The 17530-nt window shown below is 70.8% G+C and carries 17 protein-coding genes, 1 tRNA gene and 3 pseudogenes; 13 read left to right on the top strand and 8 right to left on the bottom strand.

The genetic code is table 11. The features are described from left to right. Positions 1–56 precede the first annotated feature (56 nt). A complete protein-coding gene (locus SALPAC3_RS0110780; protein WP_018221254.1) occupies positions 57–485 on the bottom strand; it encodes a Fur family transcriptional regulator in 429 nt (142 codons plus the stop codon). A 152-nt stretch (positions 486–637) separates the two neighbouring features. Here SALPAC3_RS0110780 and SALPAC3_RS0110775 point away from each other — a divergent pair, with 152 nt between their 5' ends. After that, positions 638–1120: a DUF2231 domain-containing protein gene (locus SALPAC3_RS0110775; protein ID WP_018221253.1), complete on the top strand. Its 483-nt coding sequence runs from the start codon at positions 638–640 to the stop codon at positions 1118–1120. A gap of 3 nt (positions 1121–1123) precedes the next feature. Here SALPAC3_RS0110775 and SALPAC3_RS0110770 read toward each other — a convergent pair whose 3' ends face one another. Further along, positions 1124–1531 (bottom strand): hypothetical protein, encoded by a 408-nt coding sequence (locus SALPAC3_RS0110770; protein ID WP_018221252.1) that lies wholly within the window; start codon positions 1529–1531, stop codon positions 1124–1126. Between the two features lie 102 nt (positions 1532–1633). Here SALPAC3_RS0110770 and SALPAC3_RS0110765 point away from each other — a divergent pair, with 102 nt between their 5' ends. The 3 genes and pseudogenes from SALPAC3_RS0110765 to SALPAC3_RS28705 all read left to right on the top strand — a co-directional run bounded on the left by SALPAC3_RS0110765 (position 1634) and on the right by SALPAC3_RS28705 (position 2770). After that, a complete protein-coding gene (locus SALPAC3_RS0110765) occupies positions 1634–1816 on the top strand; it encodes a hypothetical protein (protein WP_026185443.1) in 183 nt (60 codons plus the stop codon). Between the two features lie 200 nt (positions 1817–2016). Beyond that, positions 2017–2366 (top strand): annotated as a pseudogene (locus tag SALPAC3_RS25630) (endonuclease/exonuclease/phosphatase family protein); the annotation flags it as partial. Positions 2367–2464: 98 nt separating this feature from the next. Further along, entirely contained in the window at positions 2465–2770 is a 306-nt protein-coding gene (locus SALPAC3_RS28705) for a hypothetical protein (RefSeq protein ID WP_018221249.1), read from the top strand. A gap of 14 nt (positions 2771–2784) precedes the next feature. Here the strand turns inward: SALPAC3_RS28705 and SALPAC3_RS29065 are convergent. Both SALPAC3_RS29065 and SALPAC3_RS0110750 read right to left on the bottom strand, forming a co-directional pair. Continuing rightward, positions 2785–2925: pseudogene (locus SALPAC3_RS29065) on the bottom strand (FmdB family zinc ribbon protein); the annotation flags it as partial. 114 nt (positions 2926–3039) lie between these two features. Continuing rightward, a complete protein-coding gene (locus SALPAC3_RS0110750; RefSeq protein WP_018221248.1) occupies positions 3040–3669 on the bottom strand; it encodes a 5-formyltetrahydrofolate cyclo-ligase in 630 nt (209 codons plus the stop codon). Between the two features lie 124 nt (positions 3670–3793). Here SALPAC3_RS0110750 and SALPAC3_RS0110745 point away from each other — a divergent pair, with 124 nt between their 5' ends. The 6 genes from SALPAC3_RS0110745 to SALPAC3_RS0110720 all read left to right on the top strand — a co-directional run bounded on the left by SALPAC3_RS0110745 (position 3794) and on the right by SALPAC3_RS0110720 (position 10182). Further along, positions 3794–5977 carry a GGDEF domain-containing protein gene (locus SALPAC3_RS0110745; protein WP_033774842.1) on the top strand — a complete coding sequence of 728 codons (2184 nt, stop codon included), beginning with the start codon at positions 3794–3796 and terminating at the stop codon, positions 5975–5977. A gap of 9 nt (positions 5978–5986) precedes the next feature. Beyond that, on the top strand, positions 5987–6943 hold the full coding sequence (locus SALPAC3_RS0110740) for a UTP--glucose-1-phosphate uridylyltransferase (protein ID WP_018221246.1): 957 nt from the start codon (positions 5987–5989) through the stop codon (positions 6941–6943). Further along, complete coding sequence (locus SALPAC3_RS0110735; protein ID WP_018221245.1) at positions 6940–8253, top strand: molybdopterin molybdotransferase MoeA; 1314 nt, start codon at positions 6940–6942, stop codon at positions 8251–8253. Before SALPAC3_RS0110740 ends, SALPAC3_RS0110735 begins: the two co-directional genes overlap by 4 nt. Positions 8254–8295: 42 nt before the next feature. Further along, a complete protein-coding gene (locus SALPAC3_RS0110730; protein WP_026185439.1) occupies positions 8296–8943 on the top strand; it encodes a GNAT family N-acetyltransferase in 648 nt (215 codons plus the stop codon). Positions 8944–9123: 180 nt separating this feature from the next. After that, a complete protein-coding gene (gene sepX, locus SALPAC3_RS0110725; protein WP_018221243.1) occupies positions 9124–9942 on the top strand; it encodes a divisome protein SepX/GlpR in 819 nt (272 codons plus the stop codon). A gap of 166 nt (positions 9943–10108) precedes the next feature. Then, positions 10109–10182: transfer RNA gene (locus SALPAC3_RS0110720), tRNA-Ala, on the top strand. Positions 10183–10929: 747 nt separating this feature from the next. Here SALPAC3_RS0110720 and SALPAC3_RS0110715 read toward each other — a convergent pair. From SALPAC3_RS0110715 to SALPAC3_RS0110700, 4 genes and pseudogenes are all read right to left on the bottom strand, one after another. Continuing rightward, positions 10930–11703: an HAD family hydrolase gene (locus tag SALPAC3_RS0110715; protein WP_018221242.1), complete on the bottom strand. Its 774-nt coding sequence runs from the start codon at positions 11701–11703 to the stop codon at positions 10930–10932. Between the two features lie 119 nt (positions 11704–11822). After that, a pseudogene (locus tag SALPAC3_RS25620) lies at positions 11823–12301 on the bottom strand (DinB family protein). A 245-nt stretch (positions 12302–12546) separates the two neighbouring features. Next, positions 12547–13215 carry an esterase/lipase family protein gene (locus tag SALPAC3_RS0110705; RefSeq protein ID WP_018221240.1) on the bottom strand — a complete coding sequence of 223 codons (669 nt, stop codon included), beginning with the start codon at positions 13213–13215 and terminating at the stop codon, positions 12547–12549. Between the two features lie 162 nt (positions 13216–13377). Next, positions 13378–15003, bottom strand: coding sequence for an alkaline phosphatase D family protein (locus SALPAC3_RS0110700; protein WP_026185438.1), 1626 nt, complete (start codon positions 15001–15003; stop codon positions 13378–13380). A 229-nt stretch (positions 15004–15232) separates the two neighbouring features. On the opposite strand from SALPAC3_RS0110700, the gene SALPAC3_RS0110695 reads away from it, so the two are divergent. Genes SALPAC3_RS0110695 through SALPAC3_RS0110685 form a run of 3 tightly spaced genes read left to right on the top strand, consistent with a single transcriptional unit; the run spans position 15233 to position 17530 of the window. Further along, complete coding sequence (locus tag SALPAC3_RS0110695) at positions 15233–15556, top strand: NADH-quinone oxidoreductase subunit A (RefSeq protein ID WP_018221238.1); 324 nt, start codon at positions 15233–15235, stop codon at positions 15554–15556. Continuing rightward, a complete protein-coding gene (locus SALPAC3_RS0110690) occupies positions 15547–16608 on the top strand; it encodes a hypothetical protein (RefSeq protein ID WP_018221237.1) in 1062 nt (353 codons plus the stop codon). The genes SALPAC3_RS0110695 and SALPAC3_RS0110690 overlap by 10 nt, the downstream gene beginning before the upstream one ends. Continuing rightward, positions 16601–17530, top strand: a complete 930-nt coding sequence (locus SALPAC3_RS0110685; protein WP_018221236.1) for an NADH-quinone oxidoreductase subunit H — start codon at positions 16601–16603, stop codon at positions 17528–17530. The genes SALPAC3_RS0110690 and SALPAC3_RS0110685 overlap by 8 nt, the downstream gene beginning before the upstream one ends.

The following is a 17530-nucleotide window of genomic DNA, read 5'->3' as shown; positions in this document are numbered from 1 at the left end:
CCACGGGAGGGCGGCGCGTTGTCGTCCCCGGCGCAACGGCGGAGCCGGGTCGGTGGTCAATCGTCGGCGCGGCGGCGGGCCTGGCAGCGGGGGCAGAGACCCCAGAAGGTCACGTCGGCCTCGTCCACCTCGAAACCGTGGGCGATGTTCGGGTCGAGGCAGGGAGCGTCGCCGACGGCGCAGTCCACGTCGGCGATGTCCCCGCAGCCCCGACAGACAACGTGGTGGTGATTGTCGCCAACGCGGGCCTCGTAGCGGGCGGGGCTGCCGGCCGGCTCGATCCGGCGGGACAGCCCGGCCCGGGACAGTGCGCCGAGCACGTCGTAGACCGCCTGGGTGGAGACCGAGTTGAGGCGCTCTCGGACCCGCCGGGCGATCTCGTCCACCTCCAGGTGGCCCCCGGCGGCGAGCACGTCGAGGACAGCGAGGCGGGGACGGGTTACCCGCAGACCCTTCGACCGGAGTAGCTCCTCACTACTGGACATGCGCCAATGACAGCACGCGACGACCGAGAGCGACAACCGAGCGGCGAACCGAACGGATCACGACTGCGTGTAGCTCGGGCGCGGGTCGTAGGTGGGTGGGTCAGGTGACCGTAGGCTGGCCGTCCCGTGCCGGCACTCACCCGGAGGTGTCCATGTTCAAGGAGTTCATGGGGCTGCCCGCCCACGTGCTTGTGGTGCACGCTGTGGTCGTCTTCGTGCCACTGCTCGCGCTGGTGGCGATCGCCTATGTCGCGTTGCCGCGCTTCCGGCCCCGGATCGACTGGGCACTCGTCCTGCTGGCGGTGACGGCGCCGGCCACCGCCTGGGTCGCGGTGCAGTCCGGCGAGGAGCTGAACGACCTCTTCACCGCCCGCGGGATACAGGGGCCGATCGTCGACCAGATCGCTGAGCACTCTCGGTACGGCGCCCTGACCTTCCGATACGTACTGGCGTTGGCTGTCGCCGCGATCGTGCTGCTCGTGGTGACCAGCGGTCACCCCCGTGCGCCGAAGACGCCGCCCTGGGTGATTCGCGTGCTGTCAGTGGTGGTGGTCGCGCTCGCCGTGGTCAGTCTCATCTACGTCTCGCTCACCGGACATACCGGCGCCGAGGCGGTCTGGGGGAACACCCTCTGACCCTCAGCGCACCAGCCGGACGCAGAACGCACAGCTGAGCGCCAACAGGATCACGACGACGACCGCGCCGACGGTCCAGGTCAAGTGCTGCGCTCGCTGCTCGGCCCGGTCCAGCGCCGTCAGGTCCTGTCCGGGGAGCTGTCGTGGTGGTGGCGGCTGGACGTGGAGCGGCGGATGCCAGTCGGCCGGCGGCGGGATGGTCGGCGGCGGGCCGGTGTATCCGCCGGGCGGAGCCGTCGGCGGCGGGTCGGGCTCGCCGGGCGGAGCACCGGCCGGGTCGGGCTCGCCGGGCGGAGCACCGGCCGGGTCGGGCTCGCCGGGCGGAGCACCGGCCGGGTCAGGCTCCGCACGCGGAGCACCGACGCCGGGGGATCGCCAGTAGTCGTCCGCGGAGCTGCCGGGAGTCGTCACGTCCGCTGACGCTACCAACGGCTGGTCCGCGCCACCGTCCGGTCGTCGACGCGCATCGTGATCTCGTTCTCCCCTCGGCCGGCTGGGCTAGGGTTGGTGCTCGTGAACCACCAGGAGCCGGGGAGATCCGGGGTGCGTGCCGAGGACCGGCCGAGCGAGCGGCGCGATGACGGCTACTCGATGCTGCCAAAGCGGGCCGGTGACGACACCGACCAGGGGTGGGGGGAAGCCACCGGCGGTAACGACGCCTGGCTGCTCGAGCAACGCCCGCCGCACTGGGACTGAGTACGCGGGCCTGGCCGGCTCTGTCGTCGCCGCACCCTGCCCAAACCGTCGCGTGGCGAAGCCGGGGTTGATTGCCACCCCGGCTTGTCGCGTATGCGAATAGTTTCCCACTGTCGGCTCTGGCGGGAGAACGGGTTGTTCGTCAGGAGCCTGATCACCGCCATCTTGGTCCCACTTGCGCTGATACTCGGTTCGGGTACGCGCTTGGGGTGACCGTCATTCTCGCTGGCGATCTCAACAATCAGCCCGACTACGCGCGGTTGGACAAGTGGTACTCGTCCAGTCCGAACACTCCGTACAACTCCGCCAACTATGGCAGCTATCGGGAGCTGGACGACACGGATACCCGTTGTGCCGGGTACGGCGAGGTCACCGTCGACAACGGTGGCCCGTGCGGGTTGGGTCGCAAAATGACTTCATCTTCGTACGAGAGAATCGCGCTGCCGGGTCGTACCCCGGTGACTCGCTCTCCATCTCCACCGTGTGTGACGGCTACTGTTCCGACCATCGGATCGTGATCGGCGCCGCCACGGTCGACGTGAACCTCTGACCCGGTCGGTCCGCTTCCTGCCATCGGGCTGAACCCCGAGCGACTACGGACAACCCCGGCGTGTTGATGGTTCCGCTGAAGGACCGTTTCCCGACCGGGTGCTGCCCGTGATCGACGTGCCGGAAGCCGCGGGGTGGGGCGGGGCCACCCCGCCCCACGCTCAACTGGTGCCGCTGGCGGCGGGGGTCTTCTTGCCGCCGGAGTTGGCAGCGGTGCCCGTGCTCTTCGAGGAGGTTGCGCCGCCCGCCGCGGAGCCGTTCGAGGCCGATCCGCTCGAGGTCGAGTCCTTCGAGGTCGAGTCCTTCGAGGTCGAGTCGCTCGACGAGCCGGACTCGTTGCTCGCGGCGGCGGGCTTGCTGGCCGCGCCACCCGAGCCGGAGTCGGTGCGGGAGTCGGTGCGGTAGAAGCCCGACCCCTTGAACACGATGCCGACCGAGTTGAACAGTTTCCGCAACCGCCCCGCACAGGTCGGGCACTCGGTCAGCGGCTCGTCGGTGAAGGACTGCACCGCCTCGAGCTGGTGGCCGCACGCGGTGCAGGCGTACTGGTACGTGGGCACGTTCTCCTCCGGAACTGGCACTGTCGGTTGGCACTCAAGATATTCGAGTGCCAATGGTGCGTCATCGCCCCGGATTCGTCCAGCGGACGTGTGGGGCGCGACACCACCGCGGGTTCAGCGCGGTAGGGCATCGTCCAGCGTACGCAGGCCGTCAGCCGGGGTGACCACAGCGTGGACCGGACGGTCATGCGGCTCCACCGGTAGCGTGTGCACCAGCTCACCATCGTGCAGCGGCACCACGGTCAGGGTGGTCGTCGGGACCCGGGCGAGCGCCCGGTCGTACGAGCCGCCACCCCGCCCCAGGCGCACCCCCCGCCGGTCCACCGCCAGCGCCGGCAGCACCACCAGGTCGGCCGTCGTGACCGCGGCCCGCCCCAGTGAGGGCGCGGTCGGCTCCCGCATCCCCCGCCCGGCGGCTGCCAGGTCGTCGGGTCCGGTCCATGGCGCCCAGTCCAGGTCGAGGTCGGCCCGGAGCACCGGCAGCAGCAGTTCGGCTCCCTCCGGCAGCGCGGCGTGCAGCACCGCCGGTAGATCCGGGCCTCCGGGTTCGGTGGCGACCGGCACGTACGCGGTCACCCGGCGCGGGCGCAGTCGGCGCACCAGGGCGACCAGGCCAGCCTGGACCTGCCGGGCGGCGGCGGCGCGCTCGGCGTCGCCGAGCCGCCGACGGTGGGCGAGCAGTCTGGTTCGCGCCGCAAACTTCGCGTCGCGGGTCAGTTCCGCCCGATCAGAAAAATCTGGCACGCAACACTCCTGACGCAGGGCTCACCCGGGAGTGACTCTGTGTCAGCATCGCAGGCATCGGCCGGCGAAGTCCCGGGGGGACCGAGTGACACTACGGGCACGCTTAACCGCAGTCCTCCTCACGGTGGTGCTCGGCCCGGTGCTGGTCGGGGCGTACTTCGTGGGGTCGGCGGTGAACAGCATCGATCGAAGTCGGTCCGCCGACCGGCTCGCGGTTGCCACGACCGCCGTCCGAACCGCGGTCAACGTGCTCTGCCAGCAGCTGCGGGCCGCCGCGGAGGTGGTGGCCCTCGCCGCCGATCGGGCGGTCGCCGTGGGGCAGGTGGTCGATCGGGGTCTCGCCGCCGCCGTGCGGGTCACCGATGGTGAGGGGCAGGTGCTCCATGCCACCGCGCCGCTGCCCGCCGCGCCCTGGTGGGACTGCGCGGCTCGTACCCCGGCCGAAGCTCCGCCCGGCGCCCTGGCCGTTCGGGTGGAACTACGGGGCGCCACCGGGGTCGCGCAGGGCGCGGTCACCGCGGTGCAGCCGGTCAACCCTGCATTCGTGGCGCGGCTGGCGGTGCTCACCGGGGCAGCGGTCACCCTGCTCGACGGCGCGGACCACCCGGCCGGCCGGTTCCAGCGCACCACCGAGTCGGCGGGAGCGCGCGAGGCGGTGCTCGGGGCTACCGGTGAATTGGACGGGGAGCAGGTGGTGGGCACCAACGACGGTCGGTACATGCGGCGGGTCGGTCCGTCCGACGGGCAGCCACTGTCGTTGGTGCTCTCCGTTCCGAGCGACCAGCCCTCCAGTCTGTACGTCGCTCTGGCCGCCGCCGTGCTGTTGACCGTGCTGTTGGTGGTCGTTGTCGCCGGGCGGCTGGCCCGGGCCGCCAGCCGACCCCTGGTCGAACTGGCGGGGGCGGTGGACCGGGTGGCGCGGGGTGATCTGACCGCGCGGGTGCCGGTGCGCGGTCGGGACGAGATCGGGCGGCTGGCCGCGGCGTTCAACCGGATGACCCGGGAGACCGGCACCTACGTCGCCGCGCTGACCAGCAGCCGGGACCAGCTGCGGGGACACCTGGAGGTACTGGGGGACACCCTGGCCAGTACCCATGATCTGCAGCGGATCCTGCGGGTCATTCTGCACAGCGCGATCGCGGCGACCGGCGCCCGAGCGGGGGCGGTACTCCTCGTCGATTCGGCGGGGCTGCTGGTCGCGCAGGCGACCGAAGGGCTCGAGGCGCCGGCCGGTGGGCCGGGGCCGATCCGGGTGCCGCTGGGCGACCTGGTGGGCGCGGTTACGGTCAGCGGAGAGGCACGCCGCGGCCGGGTGGAGCCATCCGTGGCGCCGCCGGGGGAGCCCCCTTGTCGGACGTACATCGCGGTGCCCTTCGCGGCTCCGCGGGCTGATGGTGCTCCGCGGGATGGCGGCCCATCCCCCCGCGCGGGTGGCCCGCCGGACGGTGCGGCGCCGGCGACGTTCGGCGTGCTCGCCCTCTACGACCGGCTCGGCGGGGAGGAGTTCGACGACGACGACCTGGTCACGCTGCGCACCTTCGCCGGGCACGCCGCGGTGGCGGTGGACAACGTCCGGGTGCACGAGGAGACCCGGCGACTGTCGCTGACCGATCCGCTCACCGGTCTCTGGAACTACCGCTACCTGCGCCAGTCGCTTCGCCGTGAGGTGGAACGGGCCACCCGGTTCGGCCGAATGCTCAGCGTCCTCGCCCTCGACCTGGACCGCTTCAAACACGTCAACGACACCCACGGCCACGCCGCCGGGGACCGGGTGCTGGTTGAGTTCGCCCGGCGGATCCGCGGCGAGATCCGCGAGGTCGACCTTGCCTTCCGACTGGGAGGAGAGGAGTTCGTGGTGCTGCTACCGGAGACCGACGCCACGGGTGCGACCATCGTCGCGGAACGGCTCGGTGCGGCGGTACGGGACACCCCGATCACCATCGACGGGTTGGCTGCCCCGACCCTGGTGCCGGTGACCGTCTCTATTGGTGTCGCTGTCCACCCCCACCACGGCGGCACCGGCCAGGAGGTGCTCAATGCCGCTGATGAAGCCCTGTACGTGGCGAAAGCCAGCGGCCGCGACACCTGCCGGGTCGCCGGGGCGGCGAAGGCGCCCGCGCCCGGGCTGCCGGCGCCGGCCGGCACGGCCGAGGGGACGCCCCGAGCCGGGACGCGGCGCGAGCCGCCGGCGCAGCCCCGTGTCGGTGGGAACGGGTCGGAGACCGAGGCGGCGCCGGGGTCGGGGACGGTCCCGCCCCGCGGCGCGACTTCCGGTCCTCACCCGCCACGGCAGAGCCGCGGCCGATAGTCTCGCGGCATGTCGGAGCACGCAGCGAAACCTCCATCGACGGCCACCGGGACCGGCGGTCCCCGCGCGGTCAAGGCGGTCATTCCGGCCGCCGGGCTCGCCACCCGCTTCCTGCCCGCCACCAAAGCGGTGCCCAAGGAGTTGCTCCCCGTGGTTGACCGGCCGGTGTTGCAGTACATCGTCGAGGAGGCCACCCAGGCCGGGATCACCGACGTCCTGCTGATCACCGGGCGAGGCAAGACCTCCATGGTCGATCACTTCGACCGCCGCCCCGACCTGGAAGAGCGGCTCGCGAAGAAGCCCGAGTTGCTGGCCGCGGTCAAACGGACCGAGGACCTGGCCGCCATCTACACCTGCCGGCAGCCGGATCAGCTCGGGCTCGGCCACGCCGTCGGCTACGCCGAGTCCCACATCGGGGACCAGCCCTTCGCGGTGCTGCTCGGGGACGAGTTCGTGAAGCCGACCGAGCCGCTGCTGCCGGCCATGTTGGAGCTGCAGGCCCGGACGGGCGGGGTCGTGCTGGCCTTCTTCGAGGTCGACCCCGACCAGACCACCCGTTACGGCATCGCCTCGGTGGTTCCAGCCGAGGCGGAGTTCGCCGACATCGGCGACGTGGTTCGGGTGACCGGCATGGTGGAGAAGCCGGAGCCGGAGGAAGCCCCCAGCAATCTCGCCGTGTTGGGCCGCTACGTCCTTCCTGGCCGAATCTTCGACGCGATCCGCCGGACCGATCCGGGTAGCGGTGGCGAGATCCAACTGACCGATGCGATGGAACGCCTGCGCACCGAGGGGGTGCCGGTGCACGCCATCGTCTACCGGGGCACCCGGTACGACACGGGCATGCCGTTGGGCTATCTCCAGACCGTCGTGCAGATCGCCGCGGAACGCGACGACCTTGGCGCAGAGTTCCGTAAGTGGCTCGCCGACTTCGTCAACGCGGGCTCCTCGGGTGGTCCGCGTACATGACGGGGACGGCCGACGCCGAGGCGGCCGTGAACGAGTTGACGCCGCTCGCCGACTACCTGGGCAGTGTGCTGCGCAGGTTACGCGCACTGCCGCCACTCGACCTCGACCTCACCCAGGCGTACGGAAACGTCCTCGCTGAGGATGTCGTCGCGACACACTCCGTCCCCGCCTTCGACCAGGCGGCCGTGGACGGGTACGCGGCGTGCTGGGAGGACATCGTCGCCGGTGGCCGGGGCATCGTGTCCCTACCGGCCCAGGCCGGCTCGCCCGGCGGGCGGGTTGTGCAGCTCAACGTCGTCGGTGACCTGGGTGCCGCTAGTTGGCGTCCGGTCCGGCTCACCCCGGGGACCTGCTTCTCGGTGGCCGCCGGGGCGCCGCTGCCGATCGGTGCGGACGTGGTGGTTCCGGTCGAGTGGACCGACCAGGGTATGGCATCGGTGGAGATCTACCGGGTGCCGAAGCGGGGGTACAGCGTCCGCAAGGCCGGCGAGGAACTCCCGGCCGGCACGTTGCTCGCCCGGGTCGGTACCTATGTCTCGCCGGCGCTGGTCGCGGTGCTCGCCGCTACCGGAATCGGCCATGTGGTGGTCCGGCCCAGCCCGCGCGTGGTGGTCGTGGCCACCGGTGACGAACTCGTCGAGGTGGGGCGGGGCAGCCAACCCGGCCAGGTGGTGGATGTGAACTCGCACGCGTTGACCGCGGCGGCGGCTGAGGCCGGCGCTCTCGCGTACCGGGTGGGCATCTGCGACGACGACCCGGAGGGGCTACGTGGCCTGCTGGAGGACCAGACCCTGCGCGCCGACCTGATCATCACCACCGGTGGTACCGGCACCGGGCCGGGCGACATGGTCCGGCGGATTCTCTCCCGTCGGGAGGGGAGCCGGACCGGATCGGTGGCCTTCACCGAGGTGGCGCTCTACCCCGGCACCGCCCTCGGGTTCGGTACGGTCGGCCCGGAGGAGGTACCGGTGGTCTGCCTGCCAGGTGACCCGGGGGCGGCGCTGATCGGTTTCGAGGTGCTGGCCCGACCGGTGATCAATGTGTTGGCCGGGGCGGAGCCGGTTTTTCGCCCCGGTGTTCGGGGACATCTACTGGAGACGATATCGTCGCCGGCGGGGTTGCGTGAGTTTCGACCGGCGCAGGTCGCGGAACGGCGTGGCGGCGGCTACACCGTCCAGCCGTTGCGGGGCGGCCCACTGGCCCTTTCCGGGCTGGCCGAGGCGAACGGGTTGCTGGTGCTCGGTGAGCGGGTGACCACAGCCGCGGCGGGTTCCACCGTGGACGTGTTGCTGCTGGACCGACGTCGGTGAGGGTGCTTGCCCCGGCCGGCGCCGAGGGCGGAGGATCGGCCGGTGAGCCTTCTGGGACGACGTCCGCCGGGCTGGCCCGCCGTGTTGGTGGATGGTCCGGTGTTGGTGCGGCCCTACCGGCGTTCCGACGCCGTGGCCTGGTCTGAGGTGCGCCGCGCCAACGAGGCGTGGCTTGCTCCCTGGGAGGCGTCGCTCCCAGGTGCCTGGGCGGACCTGAACTCACCCGACGCCTTTCGCTGGGTGTATCGGGAGCAGCGCCGCTCGGCCCGGATCGGCGAGAGCATGCCGTTTGTGGTCTGTCTCCGCGAGGGAGGACGGGAACGCCTGGTCGGGCATCTGAATGTCGGCAGCATCGTGCGCCAGGCGTTCTGCTCGGGCTCTGTCGGCTACTGGGTGGATTCCCGGGTGGCCGGGCGAGGCATCATCCCTACCGCGCTTGCCCTGGCGGTGGACCACGCCTTCGGGCCGGGCGGGCTGCACCGGGTCGAGATCAGCATCCGCCCGGAGAATCAGCCGTCGCGTCGGGTGATGGAGAAGCTGGGCTTTCGCGAGGAGGCGTACCACGTGCGCTACATGCACATCGACGGCGCCTGGCGTGACCACATCGGGTACGCCCTGACCAGCGAGGACGTGGCGGCCGAGGGGGGCCTGCTGGCCCGTTGGTACCGGCTACGGGCAACGACCGGCTGAACGGGTCCCGGCCGAGACGATCGGCGCGGCGTGCCGGCATCCGGTGCCTCCGCCCGTAACCTCAGGTAACTGCAAGCTACGGCATTTGCAGCCGCCCGTAGGATCTTCGGCTTCAGGCCGAAACGTGAAAGATCGTCCGGTGTTGGCCTGTGCTTGCCCGAAATTCGGTGAACGGGAGGGGTGCGGGTGCCGACCTCGGTGCTCCTCGCCGTCCTCGCCGCCGCCGGCCTGCTCGCCCTGGCGCCGGCCCTGGTCCGCCGGTACGACGCGACCGAGCGGCTGGTGGCGGAGCGGGCGAAGTCGACGGCGCGGGTGCTCCAGCGCCGTCGACGACGCCGCACTGTCCCAGGTCGCCGACCGATAAATCCGCCACGTTCCCTTTCGGTTACGTTAAGCGAAAACGGCGGCTCCGATACCGGCGGTGCCGAATCGGCGCCACGGTCCCGTCGGTCGGACCAGCTGCGCGCGGTCCCGGCCAACCCCAAACGGCAGCGCCGGCTCGGTGGGCGCCCGGGCGCCCACCCACGCCGACCCCAGCCGCGCCGCCGCCCGGGCCCCCCAGCCATCTACCGCCGGCGGCGAGTGCTTGCCGCGCTGTTCTTGCTCAACGCCGTCGAACTGGTCGGGGTGCTGTTCGTCGGCCCCGGATTCTGGATCAGCTTCGCGGTCACCGCCGCCCTACTCCTGGCCTACGTCGCCCACCTGCGCTCCCGTGCCCTCGCGGACCAGCGCCGCCGACGCGCCCAGGCCCGCGAGGCAGCCTGGCTGGCCGCCCGTCAAGCTGAGGTGCGGCGCGAGCAGTCGCGCCGGGCCGCGGCCCGGCGCGAGGCACAGCGCCGCCTGGCGGCCCAACGGGAGTCGGTACGCCGTACCGCGATGGGTCTGGACCGGCCGGCGGACCTGCCGGCGGCGGCGAACGGCGGGACCGTCTCCTACCGGCGGGCCGGCGGCCTACGCGGGCGCCCGTACCAGTCCGGCCGCGGTGCCCACCCGGCTTGACCTCGGAGCGCACACGCGGCCGGAACCGGGCGTTCCACCCGCTTGGTTCGCGGCGCACCCCTTCGCCGCGTCGGGGGCAATTCGCCGGGCGGCCAGCGACCTGTTAGCCTTAGCGCCGGCCCGCTCGGTGAACGCCGAGTGGGACCTACGCCGGTACACCGGCGGAGGGGCTGTGGCGCAGACCGGTAGCGCACCTCGTTCGCATCGAGGGGGTCAGGGGTTCAAATCCCCTCAGCTCCACATCAATAAGGCCCTGACCAACAGTTCCGGTCAGGGCCTCAGTGTTTGGCTAGGCGAGTGTGATCACCCGGGACGCCACCAAGATAGGTCATTGTCTTCGATGCATCTCGTGGTGTTGTTGACCATGCCAGGAAGTTGCAGATGTCTTCCTGGCGCCTGGGCAGATCAGCATCCCCGCAGAATGGGCTGACGACTTGCAGCCCTGATACCCACATGTTCCCGTTGACGCCGGATGCGCGGGCCACCGTTCGCGCCAAACCTGCCAAGATCGAGTGGCGGCTCGCCGCCGAGCACCCCAGGCAGGCACACCCCCCGTCAGTGGACCCGTGTCACCTGCGCAGTCGTCCGCTGGTCTGGGTGTCGCTCGAACCCAGTGAGGCGAATGCCGGGGTGGCCGAGCTCAGCTGTGAGATGTGGCCGGAACATCGACGGGTGCGCCTTGCTCGACAAGATCGATGACACGGCGTGGATCGTCGCCCTGCTTGCGCTTTCGACATCGAGACCGCCCACACCGCCGACGGAATCCGCGAGGAGTTACCGGAACACGAAGGGGCTATCCGACGAGAGTCGGATAGCCCCGGGCACCACAGACGGTCAGGCATGGTTGGTGCGGCTATCCCGGACCGGCTTCGCGGAATCATGACGCGCCCGTTGTCGGGGGACGGACCTCGTCCCCGACCGAACAACTCGCCCACCTGCTCGGTCACCGGAGAGACCGGCGATGAGGCGTACGGCGGCCGGGCCTCGTCAGATGTCCGCGGCGGTGCTGCTTCGGCGCAGCAGGGCGAGTAGCTCGTTGCCATCCTCGACCCGAGCGTCCGGCCGTATGTCGGGATGTGGGGGTTCTCGGTCGGTGCGGGGCGAGCGCATCAGGATGGCCGCGCCGGCACCGGCACGGCGGGCGCACACGATGTCCCGGTGCACGCTGTCGCCGATGAACCAGCAGCCCCGGATCGGTACGCCGAGGGCGTCGGCGGCGAGGTGGGCGAGGCGGGGGTTGGGCTTGCGGGGCCCGGCTTCGTCGCTGTAGAACTCGGCGGTGAAGCGCCCGGACAGGCCAGCGGTGGCGAGGAAGTCCCGGTGTGCGGCGCCGCAGAGGGCGTTGCTGACCACGGCCATCGGTAGGCCCGCCTCGGCAGCGGCCTGTAGCGCTTCGGGGATGCCGGGGCGGACCTGCCACTCGGCCCGCCAGGTCCAAGCGTACGCCAGCGATGTGGCCTCCCGTTCGACGGCCTCGCGGGCGGGCTGCGGCCAGGTGTGGGTGACGAAGTCCGCCCAGACCCGGGTGTGTGGTAGCTCCGTCGGCTCGCCACCCCGGCCGACCTCGTCGCGCCAGGCGGCGTAGGAGCGGGTGCCTCTGGCCAGGTCGTTGGCGATCCGCTCGGTGGAGACTGTGCCGTTCACCAGGGTGAACAGTCGGCGGACCACTGCTGCCGGTGCCGGTGACTGTCGCGGAGCGTCCGCGAGGACACCACCGAAGTCCCACAACAGGGCGTACGGCATCCGCAGCATGCCGTCCATGATGCGACACGGCACTGTCGATGGCTAACCCCTGCTGCCGCGTCGACCGGGCGGCGAACCGTTTGGCGGCGGATCGGGCGCGGACAACGGCGCAGCCGAGCCCGGCGGCCGGGCTGCGGTCAGAAAGCGCTGGTTGACCCGTCGGTCAGCTCGCGAAGGACGTCCGCGTGGCCGGCGTGCCGGGCTGTCTCCTGGATCATGTGCACCAGGATCCAGCGGAGTGAGACTTCGCCGAGCTGCGGCTGCGGCACCACATGGTCGAGGTCGAACCGGGCGGCAACCGTTCGGGACCGGACGCACTCTGCCTCGTAGGCCGTCGCAAGCCGCTCGACGGTGTCCTCGTCGGTCAGGGTGAAGCTGGCCAGCGCGCTCTCCGCGGTGGCCAGCACGACCTCCCCGGCACGGGGGTCGAGTAGCGCGGAGAACCAGTTTCGCTCGACGAGCGTGAGGTGTTTGACCAGGCCGGCGACCGTGGTGGTGGACGGCACCAGGCGGCATCGGTTTCGGAGAGTCCACGCAGCTTGCGCAGCGCCACGCCGCGGTGGAAGTCGAGGAAGGATTCGAGTACCGCGCGTTCACTGTCCGTGCGTACCTGCACCAGGCCTACCGTGGGATCAACGTTCCTCGTAAGCATGCCGGGACCCTAATCGACTGCTGGTGCCGGCACTGCCCCGAGCACCGCGGGTCCTTTCGGTCGGGGGCGGAAAGCGGTCAGGAGCGGGTCTCGGTGGCCTGAGTACCCGCCCCTGATCGGTTGCGGAGCGCGATAGCCGGGGAAGTTTCGGCGTTGGGCTGCCGGTGACGGCTTTCGGACGTACGAACTGGACGGTGGTGCCGTGCCGGTCAGGCGATGAAGTCTCGGACCTTGGTGTAGTTACTGGAGTCGTCATTCATGTCGGTGTGCCCCTTGCAGCCCACGGAGGTGTTCACCGCACCGTCGAGCTTTGCCGAACTGTCGGGGTTGATCAGTGCGTCGCACGTCGACCACAGGGTGGCGTAGTTTACGTTTCCGGGGGTTTCGTCACCGGAGTTCAGGGAGTCGAGGAAGCTACTGCCTCGAATCATTTCCCGGCACGAGATGTAGAAGAAGCAGAACAAGGAGACGTCGGTGCCGTGGTTTACCCCGGCCACGGAGACGAAGTCGTCCACGGTGGCGGTCCCGCCGCCGTTCTTGAGGTACCAGCGGGAGCTCAGTGCTCCCATCGAGTGGGCGACGATATCAACCTTCGTGGCGCCGCTCGCGTCGAGCACCTCCTGCACCTTGGTGATGAGCTTCGAGCCGGTGGTCGCGTTGGACTGTTTCCAGTCGTAGGACCAGGTGTACAGCTCGGAGGCCTGGTAGCCGTCCGCCTTGAACTTGTTGATCCAGGCGTTCCAGGTGCTGGCGGAACTGCTCAGACCATGGACGAAGAGGACGGGATTGCGGTCTGCGGCCTGCGCGGCCGACGGGGCGACCAGTGCCACCGTCGCCACTAGGGCGGCGACGATGGCGGTGCGGACGAAGCGTCTCATGGGGGTCTCTTTCGATCCAGGCGGCCCAGAGTTCGGACCTGACGGTGGTGGGTGGGAGACAATCCAGTGACGAACGTCAATGTGACATGAAGGTGTTGGAGGGTGCTAGTGGCGTTATGTTTCGATCAGGTAACACCGTTCGGTGTCTGGTGGGAATGCGGGTCAGGTTAGGGGTGAATGCTCCTCGCGTAGCTTCGCCGACCCGGCGCCGACCGACCAGCCGGCGACCCACTGGCTGGATGTGGTCGGCTTGGTCCGGTCCGCCAGGTGGTACCAGTCCATTCGGCACGAGGCCCGCGTCACCTCCAACACGCCGTAGCCGTGTCCGTCCAGTTCGGTCCAGCGCACGTGTGGATTCGTCGCGCGGATCAGGCTCGCGCCGAGCTTGCTGATGGCGTTGTCGGGCCGTAGTCGCAGGAAGTCGTCCACGTTGTCGGTGGTCACCGATGGCACCACGAATTCGGCGGCGGCCGGCGACCAGGGGCCGGTGGCCTTCGTCGTCAGTTCGTTGGCCCACGAGGTGTGGATATCCCCGGTGAGGAAGACGACGTCGCGGGTACCGGTGGCGCGGAGGTGGTCGACCAGTTCGTTGCGGTCGGCGTTGTAGCCGTCCCACTGGTCGGCGTTCAGCACCAAGCCGTTCTGTGGCACGCCCAGCAGTTCGCCCAGCGGGCCGAGGAGCCAGGCGGGCAGCGTGCCGACATCGAGGCGAGAGATCATCACCGAGCTACCGACCAGCTTCCATCGCGCGTCGGAGGCGGCCAGACCGCTCTTCAGCCAGGTCATCTGGTCTTCGCCGGTGATTGTCCGGTCGGCGTCGTCGACCTCGCCCCAGTCCTGCTCTGACCGGTACGTCCGCAGGTCCAGCATGGAGAGATCAGCCAGGCGCCCGAAGCGGAGTCGGCGGTAGATGGCGCCGTCCACTCCCGCGCGTACGGGCATCCATTCCAGGTATGCCTGCCGCGCCGCGGCCAACCGGGCCGCGTAGTCACCCTCATCGCCCGGGGTGTGGTTCTCCGCGCCGCCGGACCACGAGTTGTTGGCGACCTCGTGGTCGTCCCAGGTGATCGCCCACGGCAGCGCGGCGTGCAGGGACTGCAGGTCTGGGTCGGTCTTGTAGGTGGCGTGCCGGATGCGGTAGTCGGTCAGGGTGAGTGTCTCGTGCGGTGGGCTGACCGGACGGATGACCTGGCCCCCGGTGCCGAGTTCTCCGGTGCCGTACTCGTAGAGGTAGTCGCCGAGGTGCACGATGAGGTTCAGGTCGCCCCGCTCGGCCAGGTACCGGTAGGCCGCGAAGTAGCCGCCCTCCCAGTTCGAGCAGGAGACTACTCCCAGTCGCAGGCGATCGATCTCGGCGTCCAGGTCCGGTGCCGTCATCGTTCGCCCGGTCGGAGACCAGCCGCCGTCGTAGCCGAAGCGGTACCAGTACGTGGTGGCTGGCTCGAGCCCGGTTGCCTCGACGCGAACGGTGTGGTCCCGCGCGGGCCCGGTGGGGATCGTCCCCTGTGCCAGCAGCGTGGTGAAGTCTGGGTCGGCGGAGATCTGCCAGGACACCTGCGCCTCGGGGCCGAGCCCGGAGCCGGGCTGGGCCTCCTCGGTCGGGGTCAGGCGGGTCCAGAGTAGGACTCCGTTGGGGAGGGGGTCACCGGAGGCGACGCCGTGCCGGAAGGCGCCGCCGGCGGCCTGCGCGGGATTGCCGCTGGCGACGGTGGCGCTGGCGAGGGCGGCGGTGCCAGCGGATGCACCGGCCACCCGGAGTAAGGTCCGGCGATCAATTCCATTCATCATGGACTATGTCTACCGGATCCGGTGTCGGGTTCGCTACCGCTGGCTGTGGCGGCGGCGGTGCCCCGTCCGGGCGTCGAGAGATTGCGGGGGCGGGGCCGGGGATGAGCCTCAAACGGGTGAGGAGGCCCGCCATCCGGGTGGAAAGTCCCGTTCGGTTCCTAATGTGATAGCGCGCCCTCGCGGGTGGGGCAGGGCGGGGTGAGGCGTGATGTACGCAGGGGCGGCGGGTATGGCGCTGGTCGCCGTAGTGGTCGTGGCGGGCTGCTACCTGGCGCATCGTGCGCTGGCGATCGCTCGTCGGCCGCTGCTGGTCTCGCCCTTCCAGTCCGGCTGGCCCCCAACGGAGCACGCCCTGTCTCGGTACCACGTCCGTTGGTACCTGGTGACGGTGTTGTTCCTGGCGTTCGACGTGGAGATGCTCTTCATGTACCCGTGGGCGGTCGTCGTCGCCGACCTGGGTGTCACCGCCGTGGTGGAGATGTTCGTCTTCCTGGCGGGTGTGCTCGTCGCGGTGGTGTGGGCCTGGCGGGAAGGCGCGCTGCGATGGGTGTGAGCAATGCGCTGGCGGGGCTCGCCCTCCGGCACGCCCACCTGCTGCTCATCGAGGTGCCCGGGTACTGGCTGACCCGGGTCGCCGTTGAGCGGCTCGCGGGCGTCCGGGGGTGGCGGCTGGCGGTGTCACCGGCGGACGCCGACATTCTGGCGGTGTGTGGGGCGCCCGGACCGGAGCTGGCGCTGGTGGTGGCGCGCCTGTGGGAGCAACTGCCCGGGCCGCGAGCCCGGATCGACGTTACCGGGCCGGAGCTGGTGGCCGCCGCCCTGGACCAGGCGGAGGCAACCCTGCGGGACACGCCCCGCCAGCGGAGGGACAGCACCGCCCGCGACGGGCGTGGGCCCGACGACGCCCCGGACGGCGACATTGCCCTGGCACACGGCAGCGAGGATCGCGACGGGCTGGAGATGGACGTGTTGCACGTGCGACTCGGCCCGGTGCTGCCGGACTGGCCAGCCGGCCTGGTCCTCCACGCCCATCTGCACGGCGACCTCATCGCCGAGGCGCAGGCGGGTGTCGTTGACGCTGGGCACTGGCCTGCCGGCGGTGCGCAGGTGGTCGGTGGTGATTCATCCGGCGAGGTCAGGCCGGCAGACGCCGCAGAGCTCGCTGCCCAACGCTGCGACAACGCGGCTCGGCTGCTGGCCCTGGCGGGCTGGCAGGACGCGGCCCAGCGGGCCCGCGTTGTCCGCGATCGGCTCCTGGTCGGTGAACGGCCGGCGGCGACCACGGAGTTGGCGCGGCTACGGCGCCGGGTGCGCCGCTCACGGCTGCTGCACTGGTCGCTGCGGCGGGTGGGGCCACTGCCGCCCGACGAACTGGCCCGCTTGGGGCTCGCCCCGGATCTCACCGGCGATGTGTGGGATCGACTCAACGGCATGCTCGACCGGGCTGCCCTCGCGGCCGGTGGTCCCGTCGGCGTCGCGGTCGGCGTGCCGGTCACCCCGCCCGCGGCGGTCGCCCGCGTGGTGTCCGGGTGGGACCTGGCCACCGCCCGGCTCATCGTGGCCAGCCTCGACATTGCTGCGCTGGGTGTGGTTACCGATGGCTGAAACACCGGTAGCCGTCTCCGGTGGCTGGGCGCCGGTCGCGGCGGGGCTGCTGGGGACGCTCGTGGTCGCCGCGGCGCTCCTCGACGGCGCCCTGGCCGGCCGGGCCGCCGGTGCCCGGTCCAGGATGGGGCGGCCGGTGGGTGAGGTGGCGCGGTTGCTGCGGCAGCGCCGGCGAACCACCGTCGCCGCGGACCGCCTGCTGTGGCGGGTCGGCGGGGCCGGGTTGCTCGGGATGGCGCTGATGATCGTCACGGTGGTGCCGCTCGGGCGGTGGACCCTGTTCGACCTGGCTGTCGGGGTGGTGTGGGTAAACGCACTCGATGTCCTGGCCTGGGCGTTCGTCTGGCTGACCGGGTGGGGCGCCAACTCCGCGTACGCGATGGTCGGCGGGTACCGGTTCCTCGCGCACGGGCTGGCGTACGAGTTGCCGTTGATGTTCGCGTTGGTGGCGCCGGCGGTTGCGGCGTCCAGTCTGCGGGTCGGGGAGGTCGCCGCCGCGCAGCAGGGGTTGTGGTTTGTGGTGTGGATGCCGGTGGCCTTCGTCGTCTACTGCCTCGGCGTGGTGGCGATCGCGGTGTGGGGGCCCTTCTCGCCGGCGCTCGGTCGCGACGTGGCGGGTGGGGTGACGGCGGAGCTCTCCGGTGTGGATCGGCTGTTGTTTCTGGCCGGGCGGTACGCGCTGCTGGCGGCGGGTGCCGCCTTCGCCGTACCGATGTTCCTCGGTGGTGGGGGCGGGCCGCTGCTGCCCGCCTGGGCCTGGGTGCTGGTGAAGGCCACGGTGCTACTGGCGGGATTGGTGTGGCTGCGCCGGCGGGCGCCCGCGCTGCGTCCGGACATGTTCATGGAGGTGGGCTGGCTGGTGCTGCTGCCGGCGGTGCTGCTGCAGGACCTCCTCGTCGCCGTCATCGTGATCGGGGGCTGA

This window comes from Salinispora pacifica DSM 45544 (assembly GCF_000378845.1).
Lineage (GTDB): Bacteria > Actinomycetota > Actinomycetes > Mycobacteriales > Micromonosporaceae > Micromonospora > Micromonospora pacifica.
Note: the sequence above shows the minus strand (reverse complement) of the source record. Positions and strands in the feature narration are given on the sequence as shown.

Coding starts and splice junctions, on each gene's coding strand:
- SALPAC3_RS0110695 (WP_018221238.1), top strand. CDS start 15,233: ATGGCGCTGGTCGCCGTAGTGGTCGTGGCGGGCTGCTACCTGGCGCAT.
- SALPAC3_RS0110715 (WP_018221242.1), bottom strand. CDS start 11,703: ATGGACGGCATGCTGCGGATGCCGTACGCCCTGTTGTGGGACTTCGGT.
- SALPAC3_RS0110685 (WP_018221236.1), top strand. CDS start 16,601: ATGGCTGAAACACCGGTAGCCGTCTCCGGTGGCTGGGCGCCGGTCGCG.
- SALPAC3_RS0110735 (WP_018221245.1), top strand. CDS start 6,940: ATGACGGGGACGGCCGACGCCGAGGCGGCCGTGAACGAGTTGACGCCG.
- SALPAC3_RS0110690 (WP_018221237.1), top strand. CDS start 15,547: ATGGGTGTGAGCAATGCGCTGGCGGGGCTCGCCCTCCGGCACGCCCAC.
- SALPAC3_RS0110740 (WP_018221246.1), top strand. CDS start 5,987: ATGTCGGAGCACGCAGCGAAACCTCCATCGACGGCCACCGGGACCGGC.
- SALPAC3_RS0110700 (WP_026185438.1), bottom strand. CDS start 15,003: ATGATGAATGGAATTGATCGCCGGACCTTACTCCGGGTGGCCGGTGCA.
- SALPAC3_RS0110775 (WP_018221253.1), top strand. CDS start 638: ATGTTCAAGGAGTTCATGGGGCTGCCCGCCCACGTGCTTGTGGTGCAC.
- SALPAC3_RS0110780 (WP_018221254.1), bottom strand. CDS start 485: ATGTCCAGTAGTGAGGAGCTACTCCGGTCGAAGGGTCTGCGGGTAACC.
- SALPAC3_RS0110705 (WP_018221240.1), bottom strand. CDS start 13,215: ATGAGACGCTTCGTCCGCACCGCCATCGTCGCCGCCCTAGTGGCGACG.